The 15,616-nt window shown below is 34.8% G+C and carries 10 protein-coding genes and 1 pseudogene; 9 read left to right on the top strand and 2 right to left on the bottom strand.

Features of this window, described 5'->3' with window-relative positions; all coding sequences use genetic code 11:
- Positions 1-4: 4 nt before the first annotated feature.
- The 3 genes from gldN (at position 5) to EG344_RS06915 (ending at position 2,414) form a co-directional block, all read left to right on the top strand.
- The gene (gene gldN, locus EG344_RS06925; RefSeq protein WP_123908849.1) at positions 5-943 is read left to right on the top strand and encodes a gliding motility protein GldN; all 939 of its coding nucleotides are present in this window, start codon (positions 5-7) and stop codon (positions 941-943) included.
- A gap of 141 nt (positions 944-1,084) precedes the next feature.
- Positions 1,085-2,122: an NAD(P)/FAD-dependent oxidoreductase gene (locus EG344_RS06920; RefSeq protein WP_123908848.1), complete on the top strand. Its 1,038-nt coding sequence runs from the start codon at positions 1,085-1,087 to the stop codon at positions 2,120-2,122.
- Between the two features lie 34 nt (positions 2,123-2,156).
- Positions 2,157-2,414 carry a SemiSWEET transporter gene (locus EG344_RS06915; RefSeq protein ID WP_123908847.1) on the top strand — a complete coding sequence of 86 codons (258 nt, stop codon included), beginning with the start codon at positions 2,157-2,159 and terminating at the stop codon, positions 2,412-2,414.
- 55 nt (positions 2,415-2,469) lie between these two features.
- On the opposite strand, the gene EG344_RS06910 is transcribed toward EG344_RS06915, so the two are convergent.
- Positions 2,470-2,901, bottom strand: a complete 432-nt coding sequence (locus tag EG344_RS06910) for an META domain-containing protein (protein WP_123908846.1) — start codon at positions 2,899-2,901, stop codon at positions 2,470-2,472.
- A 35-nt stretch (positions 2,902-2,936) separates the two neighbouring features.
- Entirely contained in the window at positions 2,937-3,329 is a 393-nt protein-coding gene (locus tag EG344_RS06905) for a hypothetical protein (protein ID WP_123908845.1), read from the bottom strand.
- 613 nt (positions 3,330-3,942) lie between these two features.
- Between EG344_RS06905 and EG344_RS06900 the strand changes: the two genes are divergently transcribed.
- The 6 genes and pseudogenes from EG344_RS06900 to EG344_RS06875 all read left to right on the top strand — a co-directional run bounded on the left by EG344_RS06900 (position 3,943) and on the right by EG344_RS06875 (position 15,614).
- On the top strand, positions 3,943-4,329 hold the full coding sequence (locus EG344_RS06900; RefSeq protein WP_123908844.1) for a hypothetical protein: 387 nt from the start codon (positions 3,943-3,945) through the stop codon (positions 4,327-4,329).
- A gap of 150 nt (positions 4,330-4,479) precedes the next feature.
- Positions 4,480-5,562 (top strand): efflux RND transporter periplasmic adaptor subunit, encoded by a 1,083-nt coding sequence (locus tag EG344_RS06895; RefSeq protein ID WP_123911777.1) that lies wholly within the window; start codon positions 4,480-4,482, stop codon positions 5,560-5,562.
- 21 nt (positions 5,563-5,583) lie between these two features.
- Positions 5,584-8,775: an efflux RND transporter permease subunit gene (locus tag EG344_RS06890; protein ID WP_123908843.1), complete on the top strand. Its 3,192-nt coding sequence runs from the start codon at positions 5,584-5,586 to the stop codon at positions 8,773-8,775.
- Positions 8,747-10,203: pseudogene (locus EG344_RS06885) on the top strand (TolC family protein). Before EG344_RS06890 ends, EG344_RS06885 begins: the two are co-directional and overlap by 29 nt.
- A 272-nt stretch (positions 10,204-10,475) precedes the next feature.
- A complete protein-coding gene (locus EG344_RS06880; RefSeq protein ID WP_123908842.1) occupies positions 10,476-12,017 on the top strand; it encodes a T9SS type A sorting domain-containing protein in 1,542 nt (513 codons plus the stop codon).
- A gap of 6 nt (positions 12,018-12,023) precedes the next feature.
- Positions 12,024-15,614, top strand: a complete 3,591-nt coding sequence (locus EG344_RS06875) for a DUF5977 domain-containing protein (protein WP_123908841.1) — start codon at positions 12,024-12,026, stop codon at positions 15,612-15,614.
- Positions 15,615-15,616 lie beyond the last annotated feature (2 nt).

Genomic DNA, 15,616 nt, shown 5'->3' with positions numbered 1-15,616 from the left:
TATTATGAAAAAATATATTAGCACCCTTTTAGTATTAGTTTCGGGATTTGCATTTTCCCAGACTATTCTGAACGCTTCTTCTCCAGAAGAGTTTAGACAGATGAGAGCGGAGAACAAACAAAAAGTTGGTGATACTATTATTGATAAAACAGTAAAGCCTCTTGAATATGGATTTGTGGAAGACAAAGACATCCTTAAGAGTATGTTTGTTTGGGAAATCATCGATATGAATGATAAGATCAATCAGCCATTTTACTATGATAATCCGGACGGTCTTCTTTCTACGCCTACTAGATCTCTATACCAGTTACTGTTAGATGCAGCTTTAAGTGGTAAAATTGAGCAGGTGTATGACGACGAAAACTTTACTGTAAAGCTTTCACCGGAGGGAATCCAAAAAAGATTAGAGAACGTTAGAATCAACGATGCTGCTATTGATATTCTAAACTCAGGAAGACAATTAACTGAACAGGAGAAAAAAGAATATACAGACGTATTTAAGACGACTACTGAGAAAGTAAAAGTGCTTAAAATCATGGGAATGTGGTTCGTAGATAAGAGAGACGGACAGATGAAATACAGACCTCTTGGTATTGCAGCAATGGGACCAGATCCTGCAGTACAAGGAGTTATAGGACCAGACGGTAAGCCAATTGCAAGCAATGATGATCTTATCGACCTATTCTGGATTTTCTATCCTAATGCAAGAGATGTTTTAGCAAACAATTATGTTTACAACAGAAAAAACTCTTCTGCAGACCTGTCTTTTGATGATATTATCAATGCAAGAAGATTCTCTTCTGTAATTTATAAATCTTCAAGCGGTTTAGGAGATGGTACCATTAAAGATTATATCCCTAAAGATGCTGATGATCAGCTAGAAGAAAGCAACAGAATCAAGTCACAAATTCTAGAAATGGAAAATGATATGTGGAATTACTAAATTTCACTTGATATTTATGCAAAACCTGAGTATTTTTACTCAGGTTTTTTTTTATTATGAAATCGCCCTTTGTTTATTGCTAATCAATAATCAATGATATAGGCGATTGCATATGACCTTTAAATAAATGAAATTGCTCATATGAAAAATGTAGATTATATTATTGTAGGAGATGGATATGCCGGGCTTTTTTTAGCTCATCAACTGATTAAAAACAATAAATCCTTTGTGATCTTTTCTGAAGGAAGAAAAAGTGCTTCCCAGGTTTCTGCAGGGATTATTAACCCTGTTGTACTTAAAAAGTTTACCACATTCTGGAAAGTTCAGGAGCAAATTGATTTTCTGAAGAGCAGTCTTAAGGAGATAGAATCGTATACCGGAGAGAACTATCTCATCAATGCACCTATTCACAGAATTTTTCATGATGAAAATGAGCAGAAGCTTTGGCTTAAAAAATCGGGAAACGAAGAACTTTCGAACTTTTTGGATGAAAATTTTGAGTCTTTAAATGTAGTAAAAAACGACTTTCTCTCCGGAAAGGTAAACCAGTCTGCTAGATTAAATGTTAATGGATTTTTCGCAGGTTTATTCAATTATTTTGAAAAAAATGGGTTTCTTATCAGCGAAAAGTTTGAATATGCTAAGTTGAATCCATCAGAAGGGATTTATAAAGATTTTAATTTTAAAAATATTATTTTCTGTGAAGGAATGGGAGTGAAGGACAATCCTTATTTTTCAGAAATTGCAGTGAACCCAAATAAGGGACATCATATAAAAGTTGAACTTTCTCAACCTATTCCTGAAAATATTACGATTAAAAAGAAACACTTCCTTTTTCCTACCGGAAATGGACTTTATTTCTATGGTGGGACTTATGACCGGGAGCAGCTTCACCATCATATTGACGATTCAGCGGTTGATCAATTAGTCAACGGATTGTCTGAATTCTATCCTTATGATTTTGAAGTAAAAGAAGTTAATTTTGGCTTCAGACCTACTGTAAAAGACAGAAGACCAATTATAGGAAGGCATGAAAGCTATCAAAATTTGTATGTTTTCAATGGACTGGGAGCAAGAGGAATTCTGAACGGATGTTATTTCTCAAGAGATCTTTTCCGTTTTATTGAAGAAGATATTCCCCTAGATGAAGAAGTTTCATTAAATAGATTTAATAAATAACTTTTATCAAATGTAATCTTAACGGCCATACTATATGAATGAAAATCTATTAGGGATTATTGCAGGAGTTCTTACCTCCATATCCATGATTCCACAGCTTGTAAAAGTGATTCGGGAGAAAAATGTTGAAGATATTTCCCTGCTTATGCTTTTGGTTCTTATTTCCGGATTGTCTTTATGGGTGTGGTATGGCTTTGTAAAAGATGAACTTCCCATTATTTTATCAAATTCATTTGCTGTTCTGGTAAATATTTGCCTTTTGGTTTCCTATATGATATATCATAAAAAGTAAAAAAGACGCCCCCATACAAGGACGTCTTTTTATATTAAATCTAATTATTTTTTTCTTATTCAAGAATGAATTTAGCTAAAGGTGCCATTCTCGCTTTATTTAAAGTTAATGTATTTCCATTAACAGAGTAATTATCAGCGGCAAGGATTGCTTTTGTAAACTGATTTTCGATATCAAGATCCTCACAAGCCATCATGGTAGACATCCCTTGGTTGAATTTGATTCTCATCACATCCTGTTTGATCTCAAAAGTTCCTCCTAATCCGTTACATCCTGCGTGACCTTCATATTTCATCCCATTCATATCAAGTTTGAAATAAGGGTTATTTTTTGGGTTCTTTAATGCAATCGGTTGACCGTTAAGCTCAGTTAATTTCCATTTTTTTCCAGTAATATCTGTTGTAGGTTTCTGTGCAGTTTGTGTCTGGCAAGAAACAAGAAATACAGTCAGGAAAAGAGCGGATAAATAGTAATACAAGCTTTTCATAAATTTTAATTTTAAATTTTCTGTTTGTACATAAGCTAATACGATGCCATTTTTGCCGGACCAGACTCTTTTTTTGCCTGTTTAAGATGGAAGAGCACCATATCTACATTCTTCTTTAAAAAAGTGATATTACCTTTAATTTCAGAGTATTGGTACTCTTCATTTGAGGCGGTATAGTCTGGTAAAGCTTCACTTTTTTTAAGGTCATAAGTTTTACCGTTTAAATGTACCGTTGCTGTATTTTTAGTCCGGTTTATAGTAACTTCTATTTTTTCTCCATAGCTGTCAACATATACATTTTTTGAAATGTCATCTGTATTTTCGGGAACAGCAGTGGTAACAGTTTCAGCTTCTTTTCCGGGGTGTTTACACGCTGTTGAGGAAAGAATTGCCAATCCCAAAAGGAGTGTTGTTAATAATTTTTTCATAATGATAAGTGATTTTAAAGTGTTTCATGAAATATGATATTAATACTATATAAAAATACGAATATTTTTAATAAATATATGTTAATTTTTCATAAACTAACATTGTGTTTTAATCAGATAGGTTTTGTCCATTCTTTTTAAAACATTCTTCCGTGAAACAAAAACTGATTATTTATAGTAAGAATTTTGTGATTGAAGGTGCAGATGATGGTTTTTTAACCGTTTTATTTTCAATAGAATAATGGATTTTTTTTCGTAGTTCATTTGTTGTGTAAATTTTTTGCAAAAATAATTCTAAAATTAGAGAATAACAATATGCTTATATTAATAATTTGAAATTATGATAAATTTTAGTTTTTCAAGTTGATATTTTTCTTGATTCATGAGTTTGTTCTAAATAAAATGTCGAAAAACAAGACACAAGTCAATTGAAAAAGTAAGAACCGAGAAGTATTATGATATGGATGAGGAGCTTAATTGGTTTATAAAAGCTTGTTTTCTAATGTATTGCATATTATGTGAAATTTCAGATTCAGGTTATTTAAAGAAGCGTTAAATTTTGTTAATCTATTATGATGATATAATAATCTAGATGTACATTTGCGACTTCAAAATGAGAAACTTTATAGTATATTTTTTAACTGGTCTTTTTCTGCTTTTTGTAGTAGAAAGCAGGCTTAACGTTAAAACGCTACGAAATGACTATTCCGGTCATGTTTCTCATCATTTACCTAAAAGAGCCAATAAGCTGAATCAGACCTATGAAAAACTTTCAATTCAGCAAATGGCAGATACCATAGACAATGCAACTTTAGAACTTGCGGAAAATGACTTTCAGCTGTCTGATGTATTTCAGGCGATTGTTGTTTTTGCCGGAGTTTTCGGTTTGGTCTATATTTTTGGATTAAAGAGTAATAAACAGTTTAGACCGGATATTCATGGTTTTATCTGGGGGATTACTGCCAAAAAGTTTATTCTGATCCGTTCTATAAGAATTTAGAATTTCATTTTTCCTAGTGAGTTTCTACCTGTTTTCAGGTGGGGAATGCTTTACGTTGTGTATGCGGTAATCATCACATCGTACTATTTTCTCTATTACCATTTTATTTCTATTCAAAACATTAACGATTTATAAAACTCTAGAATTATGATAAAAAGAGTTGCCTCAGCTATTGCACTTAGTGTCCTTTTACTGGCCGTAAGCTGCAATAAGAAAAAAGAGGAGAAAGAAGAAGTAACCACTTATCCGGTAACATCTCCGGTAGTGATGGACACTGTAATTAACAAGGAATATGTAGCTCAGATTCAATCTGTAAAGAACATTGAAGTCCGAGCGCAGGAAAAAGGATTCCTTGAGAAAATTTTTGTCGATGAAGGTCAGTATGTACAGGCAGGACAAACCCTGTTCCGTATTATGCCTAAACTGTATCAGGCAGAATTATTAAAAGCAAAAGCTGAAGTTGAGCAGGCTTCTATCGAACTGAAAAACGCAAGCACATTAGCCGGAAACAATATTGTATCCAAAAATGAAAAGGCAATGGCTAAAGCTAAACTGGATGCTGCCAATGCAGAAATGAAGCTGGCTCAGATCCATTTGTCTTTTACCGATATTAAAGCTCCGTTTTCAGGAATTATCAATAGAATTCCTTTAAAGTTGGGAAGTTTGGTAGACGAAGGCGATCTGTTGACCTCATTATCAGATAATACAAGCATCTACACCTATTTCAACGTTTCTGAACCGGAATATCTAAGCTATCAGACCCATGCAGCAGACAGAGGAAGTAATCAGGTATCACTGATTACAGCAAATGGCGAAACATATACCCAAAAGGGAGAAATTCAGACTATTGAAGGAGAATTTGACAATGAAACCGGGAATATTGCTTTTAGAGCGAAATTTCCAAACCCAGACAAGCTTCTGAGAAATGGAGAAACCGGTAAAGTACAAATGACGATGCCGGTTCACAATGCTCTTATTATTCCTCAGAAAGCTACCTATGAAATTCAGGATCAGAAATATGTATTTGTTATTGATAAAAACGGTACTGCCAGATCCAAAAATATTAAAGTAGCCTATGAACTTCCGGATCTTTATGTGGTAAGCTCAGGGATTTCAAAAGGAGATCAGATTCTTTTGGAGGGTGTTCAGAAGGTGAAGGATGACCAGAAAATAAAAACAAAATTCCAGGATCCTAAAAAAGTTCTTCAATCATTGAAATTAAAAGCAGAGTAGTGGTCTCTAAAATGAAGTAGTATGTTTAAGAAATTCATCCGCAGACCTGTTCTGTCTATTGTAATCTCATTGATTATTGTATTTTTAGGGATATTGTCATTGGTAAAACTTCCGGTGACCCAGTTTCCCTCAATTTCTCCACCTAAAGTAAATATTACCGCAGAATATCCTGGTGCCAACAACGAATTATTAATTAAATCTGTTGTCATCCCATTGGAAAGAGGATTAAACGGGGTTCCGGGTATGAAATATATGACCTCGGATGCCGGAAATGACGGAGAAGCTTCCATTCAGGTGGTATTTGATCTGGGAACAGATCCCAACGTTGCAGCAGTAAACGTTCAAAACCGTGTATCTTCAGTGGTTAACAAATTACCTCCTCTGGTTGTTCGTGAAGGGGTAAAAATTACCCGTGAAGAACCGAATATGCTGATGTACATTAACCTGTACAGTGATGATCCAAAAGCTGATCAGAAATTCCTGTTCAACTATGCCGATATCAATGTGATGTCTGAATTGAGAAGGGTAAGTGGAGTAGGTTTCGCTGATATTTTGGGAACCCGTGAATATGCCATGCGTATCTGGCTTAAACCTGATAGACTTACTGCGTATAATATTTCAGCAGATGAAGTGATGGAAGCATTGAATGAGCAGAGTTTGGAAGCATCTCCGGGGAAAACCGGGGAGAGTTCAGGAAAACGCTCCCAGTCATTTGAATATGTATTGAAATATCCGGGCCGTTATAATAATGAAAAAGACTATGGTAATATCATTCTAAAGGCTAAGCCTAATGGTGAATCTATAAGATTAAAAGATGTTGCTGATATTGAATTCGGAAGTTCCATGTATGATATTTATTCTACATTGAATGGAAAACCTTCTGCTGCTATTACCGTAAAACAGTCTTATGGATCTAATGCAAGTGATGTTATTAAGAATGTAAAAACATTAATGGCAGACCTTGAGAAAAATAATTTCCCTAAAGGGATGCATTATGAGATCAGTTATGACGTTTCCAGATTCCTGGATGCTTCTATGGAAAAAGTAATCCATACTTTGTTTGAAGCTTTTGTACTGGTAGCTATTGTGGTATTCCTTTTCCTTGGGGACTGGCGTTCCACATTGATTCCTGCACTAGCTGTTCCTGTTTCGTTGGTAGGAACTTTTGCGGTGATGTCAGCATTTGGGATTACTCTGAATATGATCTCACTGTTTGCTTTGGTAATGGCCATTGGGGTCGTTGTTGATGATGCCATTGTGGTGATTGAAGCGGTGCATGCCAAGATGGAAGAGAAGAACCTTTCTCCTTTAAAAGCTACGGAGGAAGCAATGCATGAGATCAGTGGAGCAATTATCGCCATTACTCTGGTAATGGCATCGGTGTTTATTCCGATTGCATTTATGTCCGGACCGGTTGGGGTGTTTTATCGCCAGTTTTCGATTACAATGGCGTCTTCTATTATTTTATCGGGAGTAGTAGCCTTGACTTTGACACCAGCATTGTGTGCTTTAATTCTTAAAAATAATCACGGAAAAGCTAAGAAGAAAACTCCAATTACGATTTTCCTTGATAAATTTAATAATCTGTTTACGAAAGGTGCTGGAAGGTATGAGAAAATGCTAAATAAGACGGTAACTAAGAAAATGTTCACATTACCTCTTTTATTAGCTTTTTGTGCAGGTACTTATTTTCTGAGTAATTCAATTCCATCCGGATTTATCCCTGCTGAAGATCAGGGGATGATCTATGCGATTATCCAAACACCGCCGGGATCTACGCTGGAAAGAACCAATCAGATCGCAAGAGAACTTTTAAAAGAATCAGAAGATATTGATGGAGTACAGTCGGTTTCATCATTGGCAGGATATGAGATCTTAACAGAAGGTACCGGATCAAATTCCGGAACCTGTCTTATTAATCTTAAGAGCTGGGATGAACGTAAGGAATCAGCCGCTGAAATTATTGAAAAACTGGAAGAAAAAGCCAAAAATATACCGGGAGCCAATATTGAGTTTTTCCAACCACCTTCCGTTCCGGGATATGGTGCAGCAGGAGGTTTTGAACTCCGGTTGCTTGATAAGGCAGGAAGCGGCGATTATCATAAAATGGAACAGGTAAGCAATGATTTTGTAAAGGAGTTAAAGAAACGTCCGGAGCTGGGGTCTGCATTTACCTTCTATTCTGCGAGTTTTCCTCAATATATGCTTAGGATAGATAATGACCTTGCTGAGCAAAAAGGAGTGACGATTGAAAAAGCGATGGATAACTTATCTACCTTGATTGGATCCAACTATGAGACGAGTTTTATTCGTTTTGACAGACCTTATAAAGTGATTGTTCAGGCAGGACCTCAATATCGAGCTTTACCAACAGATTTATTGAAGTTATATGTTAAAAATGACAAAGATCAGATGGTGCCTTATTCAGACTTTATGAGATTGGAGAAAGTATATGGTCTATCTGAGATGACAAGACATAATATGTATAACTCTGCTCAGGTGAGTGGTACTCCGGCGCCGGGATACAGTAGTGGACAGGCTATTCAGGCTATTCAGGAAGTAGCAGATAAAACACTTCCGAGAGGTTTTGGTATCGACTGGGCTGGGATTTCAAAAGATGAAGTAAGCCGTGGAAATGAAGCTGTATTTGTATTCCTGGTGTGTTTAGGATTCGTTTATCTGATCCTTTCTGCTCAGTATGAAAGTTTTATTCTTCCGTTACCTGTAATTTTATCATTACCAGTGGGGATTTTTGGAGCGTTTCTATGTCTGAAATTGTTAGGACTGGAAAATAATATCTATGCTCAGGTAGCTATGGTAATGCTTATCGGGCTCTTAGGTAAAAATGCCGTGTTAATTGTAGAATTTGCAGTACAGAAAAAGGCTGAAGAAGGAATTCCTGTGATGCAGGCTGCTATTGAAGGAGCTGCCATTCGTTTCCGTCCTATTTTGATGACCTCATTTGCATTCATTGCCGGATTGATTCCGTTGGTGATCGCTACAGGACCGGGTGCAGTTGGTAACCGTACCATTGGAACGGCAGCAGCAGGAGGGATGCTGATAGGAACTATTTTCGGATTGATGATTATTCCGGGATTGTACTACATCTTCGGGACTATAGCTGAAAAATCGAAACTGGCTAAATATGAAGAGAAGAATCCTTTAACAGAACAAACTGAACCTTATGAACACGATGGAAAATTCGAAGACTAAAAATATAATAACAGCCATTGCCTTATCTCTTGTGCTAGCAAGTTGTAAGGCACCAATGGCAACCGTCATAAATGATGAGGTAAAAACAAATATTCCTCAAAATTTCAATCAGGAAGAACAGCAGGATGCGAATAACAACAGTGGAACCACTCCCTGGAGACAGTTTTTTACTGATCCGAATCTGGTAAGCCTTATTGAAACAGCTTTAAAGAACAATCAGGAGCTGATGATCACTCTTCAGGAAATTGAAATTGCCAAGAGTGGCGTTTTAGCTAAAAAAGGAAGATTAACTCCTACAGTTTCTGCGGGAATAGGAGCGGGATTGAAAAAAGCTGGCCGTTATACGAGTGAAGGAGCTGGAGATGCCAGTACAGAAATGGAACCCGGTAAACCAATACCAGATCCGCTAGGAAATTTTGAAGCAGGTCTCAATGCGAGCTGGGAAATCGATATCTGGAAAAAGCTGAGAACAGAAAAGGAATCCGCAGTGGCACATTATCTTTCTACGGTAGAAGGGAAGAACTTTGTATTGTCTAATCTTATTGAAGAAGTGGCTGATAATTACTATGAATTATTGGCTCTGGATAATCAATTGGATATTATTCAGCAGTATATCAAACTTCAGCAAAGAGCATTGGAAATTTCCAAAATTCAGAAAGAAGCTGCTGCTGCTACAGAATTGGCAGTGAAGAAATTTGAAGCAGAATTAGCAAAATCCAAGGCTTCAGAATATACCATCCGTCAGCAGATTACAGAAAAAGAGAATGAGATCAATGCGTTGTTGGGAAGATATCCACAACCAATTGTGAGAACAAAGGAAAACTTCATGTCAACGATTCCGCCAACGGTGTATACAGGCATTCCTTCACAATTGCTGGCTAACCGTCCTGATATCAAGCAGGCTGAATTGGAATTAAAGGCTTCAAAACTGGATGTAGAAGCAGCGAGAAAAGAGTTTTATCCATCATTGGAAATTTCTGCAACGTTGGGACTGGAAGCGTTTAAGCCATCTTATCTGGTGAAAATGCCGGAATCTATTGCTTACAACCTTGTAGGGGAACTGGCTGGGCCACTGATTAATAAAAGTGCCATCAAAGCGAACTTTCAGACTGCGGATGCTAAACAGATTCAGGCATTATATGAATATGATAAAACCATTTTAAATGCTTATCTGGATGTAGCCAATCTGATGTCAAAAGTTAAAAATATAGACCAGTATTATCAATTGAAATCTCAGGAAACAAAAGCGTTGGATCAATCTATTGATATTGCCAACCAGTTGTTCAGAAACTCCAGAGCAGATTACCTTGAAGTTCTTTTAAACCAAAGAGAGCTCTAGATGCTAAAATGGAATTGATAGAAGCGAAGCAAAAACAACTGAGTACAGTAGTAGACATCTATAAAAGTTTGGGTGGTGGCTGGAAATAAAGAAACATCATAATTCAATCAATAAACAGTTAATGTTTTGAGGGTTGGCTCTTCGGAGCTGGCCCTTTTTTGTTTTTGTTACGACAAGTTCTGTCGTTGTGCTGTGGTAGCTTTGGATAAAATAGTATAAGATCATAAAGATGTAATGAAATTCCATAATTCATTACAAATATTTTGTGTTAAATCACATGGATATGATTTGTACTAACGAAAAAAAGTTAAATTTGTGCGAATTTAAAAACCTAATCATTAAACTCAAAAACAACACGGGAATGAAAAAAATTTATCTCGGTGCATGTACTATATGCACGGTTTTGGGTATGTCTGCTCAGGAAGTACTCTGGCAGAAAGATATCCAATCCACTACCCAGGATTTCCTAAGTCAGGTGACTACGACCATCGATCAGCAGTATCTTATTACAGGCAGCTCTATACAGAGCGATAAACTCCAACAAGGCAATAAACAAAACAACGGCTATGATTTCCATCTGGTGAAGCTGAATCAGCTGGGAGAACAGGCTTGGGAAAAGTATTTCTCAGGGCAAAATCATGATTATTTATCCGCAACAGTAAGCACTCAGGATGGTGGATTTCTCTTAGCCGGAACTTCTTATTCAGGAAAAGGACTCGATAAGAAAGATGATTCCAAAGGTGGTTCCGATATCTGGCTCATCCGGATCAATGAATTCGGTGATGAATTATGGCAGAAAACATTGGGTACTTCTTCTGATGAGGAAGCTAAATCTGTTATTCAAACGACAGACTTAGGCTTTTTTGTCGCCGGGAATGTCCAGAACTCTTCCAAAGGCTATGGTTCCAAAGATGTCTGGATAACCAGACTCGACAAAGACGGTAAAGAACTTTCTCAATTGATATTAGGCGGAAAAGGCTTAGACGAAGTAGAGAAAATGATTCCAACGAGAGATGGTGGAGCATTACTTGGAATATACTCGCGAAGTAACACCGGAGGTACAAAAAAAACCGAAAATTACGGAGAAGGAGATTTTTGGGTGGTAAAACTGGATAAAAACGGAAAAGTAGAATGGGAAAAGAACTTTGGAGGTAAGGGAGATGACCATATCAGAACCTTGGCCTTAACATCAAGCGGTTATGTTATTGGTGGTGAATCCCGATCAGAACAATCAGGAAACAAAACAGTAGGCATTGAAGAAGGTACAGATCTATGGCTGATTGCATTGAATGAAAGAGGCGATGAGCAGTGGCAAAAGTCATACAATTTCAAAAACCGTGATATTCTGATGGGAATGAGTGTGATTCATTCCGCAGATGACAACTCTTCAAAAGGAATTTTACTTGGAGGTTACACTCAAGCAGAAGGAAGAATAGAAAAAGATGATGAGACCTTCTGGATGTTATATTTAGATGGCAACGGAAATGAACAATGGAGAAAACATATAACAGGAGAATCCAGACAAAAAGAGGAAAGACTTTCTGATTTGAAACTGAACAGAGATGGTTCTATTGTGTTAGCCGGAACCAGTGCTAAAGAATTAGGGAAAGAAAACTGGAAGATTGTAAAGCTTGGAGACAAGCAGGTGAGTGATCTGATTGCCAAATATGATATTAAGATCTACCCGAACCCGGTATCAGACTATGCCTACGTAGAAATCGGTTTTGATTTTAAAGAAGCAGATATTATGTTGTATGATATGAGCGGAAGACAGCTTCAGAGTTTAAAAACTAAGAACAGAGTGACTAAGATTGATACTCAGGCTTTGATACAAGGAGCATATCTGGTGACCATAAAAACTGATAATAATAAAACAGCGAATGCAAAGCTTATAAAGAAATAAACAGATATGAAAAAATATTTAATTCTAACAAAAATAACTTTTATCACCCTTTTTTCTTATTTGAGTAGTATATTATACGGACAGGCAAATTACTCTAACTATTATTTTCCTGAACCTCCAAAGGCTCCTTCAAGCCAGATGTTTTTAAAGTATGGAGACATAAATAATAATGAATATTTAGGAAAGAATAATCCAACCATAAACCTTTTTAACTTAAGATCAGGAGATGTAAACTTACCCATAAACTTAAATTATATTTCTGGTAATGGTATTAAAGTAATGGATGAAGCTGGTCAGGTAGGTCTTGGGTGGGATATAGGTTTTCCTACAATAGTACAAAGTATATATGGATATGATGACTTTAGTGATAATATACGTTACAGACTTGACTTTGCGAAATCTTCGCTTCCATATGCAAGTACATTTCCTTTAGCCAATGGGCCTACCAATTTTAATGATTCACCATCTTTTAACACATATGGCTATTATATTGCGACTAATAATAATGTGCCAAGAAATGGTATGTACACTAGTCTTTCTTCTAATTTTGATGCAATAGATATGCAGCCAGATATTTTTGTTATGAATCTATTGGGAGAAAAAGTTGAGTTTTTAATTTCGAATTTTGAAAATTATAATGCAAATTATAATGGATCTATAACATTTACGGCATTAAATAAAAAAGGGTATAAATTTGAAAAAACAAGTTTAGGTTTTACAATTAAAGACCCTAAAGGTTTTACGTATAAGTTTAATAATGTTGAAGATATTATTAATAGTTCAAAAACTGTCGGAAGAAATTTTCATATAAGTGAAATTATAGATACAAATAATAAAAAAATATTATTTCAATATATAAATACTTCATTAGTCTCAAATTTAGGAGGAACCACTTGGTTTTTAAATTATACAACTAATTATACTAGTAATAATTGCAAACAGGGTTCATCAAGTTATTTGGATTTTTATAATATCAATGATCCAGCTCCACTTCCCAATCCAAATCGATTTGGAGGGTTAAATGATTTTGTAGTAAATTCATCAGGAAGTGATTCACAACAAAAGTATTTATTCCCATCAAATATAATAAGTGATAATGGTAAATTAATTTTTAGTTATTCTGACAGAGTTGATTTTAATACTAAAAAATTAGACAAAATAACATTATCAACTAATAATGATATAATTGTAAGTGAATACAAATTCCAGTATGACTATTTTCTGCCTCAAGCAGTGGATGCATCCAACCTGATTAATAATTCTTTTAACCCAGAACGAAATAAAAGGCTAAAACTTAATTCTATACAAAAAAACAATGATGAGAGATATACTTTTTATTATAATGAAACATTACTACCCCCTAAAATATCTTATGCCGTAGATTATTGGGGATACTCCAATGGAGGATTTACTAATAAAACGATCCATCTTAATCCCACTGACTTTAATTATAATATTAATATACCTGTTACAGAAATAAATAATAACAAAAAAAATCCTGATATCAACTACACCCAAAGTGGGATATTAGAAAAAATAGAATATCCTACCAAAGGTTCATCTATTTTTATTTATGAGCTTAATGAAGCTTCTAATCTATTCTATCTTTATAATAAATACAAGTACAATAAGGGGAATGGGTTAAGACTAAAGGAACAAAGAAATTATGATAACAACAATCAACTTTTGAAAACTACTACATTTGAATATCAAAATGGGTTAACACCTAATCCTATTAATATGATAAGAGAAGATAATGGAGAAACTTTTTTTGAAATAGGTGATTGTGCAGGAAGACCTGTAATAAAAACCAGACAAGGATCTTTTGTTTCTATGCAATCAAGCTCAATATCAAGTACCTTTAGCCTTTCATCAGGAAATAATGTAGGTTATTCTAAAGTGATAAAAAAGGAAGTAGACGGAGCAGGAAATACTAAAGGTAAAACAGAGACATTATATTCCAACAATGAAGATATTCACTTTGGTATAGCCACTTATAGCAGACCTATATTTTTACCATCGGTCAAAGGTAATAAAATAGAGAATGGGAGTATATTAAGAAATAGTTATTTTAATAGTAATTCTTTAAAATTAAAAGAGGAGAAATATAATTATATAGTACAAAACTCCCCATTTAGCTATGGTGTTACTATGATACACCCAATGTTCTATGTGTATGTTTTAAATTCATTTGGGACAGGCAGTGATCCCTCATTTGTGCAGCATTATAAATCAGCTGTAGGATATTATCCTATATATTCAACTGAAACAATATTACAAAACAAAGAAACCATAGATTATTTTGGAGTAGATTCAATAGTTACAAAAAACAATTTTTCCTATAATTCCTATAATCAGATTAAATCTAAGTTAACTGAATTTCCAGGTGGAGAAATTAATATAGAAAATATTAAATACTCTATTGAAAAAAATAACACAAAATTATTTACGGCTAATATCTTAAGCGTTCCTCTTGAAACAGAAATTATTAGAAATACAAATAATGGCATCATCAAAAGAACCTCACTAATGGAAACTAAATATGATAATAATGAGCACTTGAACCCTACTTCAGTTTTATCATATGATGTATCAAATAATGTTGCCACAACGGAAATAACTTATAATTTGTATGATAATGGAAATATACTACAGTATACAACTAAACAAAATATTCCAACTACAATTATTTGGGGATATAATAAAACACACATTATTGCAAAAATAGAGGGAGCAAGTTACTCGCAGGTAATGCAAGCTTTCGGCTTAGATCCTAATAGTAGTAATTCTTACCTGCAATTGGACATTGTAAAGAAGTCCGATCTGGATATTGATGACCTGACAGAAAATGATTTGGTATCTAAGTTAAATGATTTTAGAACTAAAGCAGAATTTAAAGACTTTAAAATTACCACATATACTTATGATCCCTTAATTGGAGTTAAAACAATTACATCTGCTTCTGGATTTAAAGAATACTATAAATATGATACATTCAATAATAGACTTGAAAAAATATTAGATTCTGAAAATAAAATTATAAAAGAATATAAATATAATTACGCTCCAAAGAAACATTATAATTCGATTAAAAGTGAGCCTTTTACAAGAAATAATTGTGGTACCAATGCAGTGGGAAGCAGTTATATTTATACGGTACCCGCAAATACTTACTACTCCTATGTGAGCCAGGCTGATGCGGATCAGAAAGCTCAGGATGAAATTAATACAAACGGACAAAATATGGCTAATCTAAATGGAACATGTACAGCTTTAAATTGTAATGTAAGTATGTTAGTTTCTGGTGGTGGAGGTATATCATTAGCAAATACAACAAACTATAGAATTCAAATGGGGTTTTCTTCTGGGGTTGGAAAACCCTGGACAACTAGTGGAGTTATTGTTGGAAAAATAAATGGTTCCTGCTTACCTCAGACTGAAAAGAATGTTTCAGGTGCATATAGCAATGGATTTCTTTGGAATATACTAATTCGAACCAATGGAGAATTATTGGTGAAAAAAGTCGAAGGATTAGGCGTAACAGGTGTACCTGACAATACTTCATATTACTTAGATTTTACTTTTCCAATAAATTAAAA

The organism is Chryseobacterium sp. G0162 (assembly GCF_003815715.1).
Classification (GTDB): domain Bacteria; phylum Bacteroidota; class Bacteroidia; order Flavobacteriales; family Weeksellaceae; genus Chryseobacterium.
This window is presented reverse-complemented; position numbering and strand designations above follow the sequence as displayed.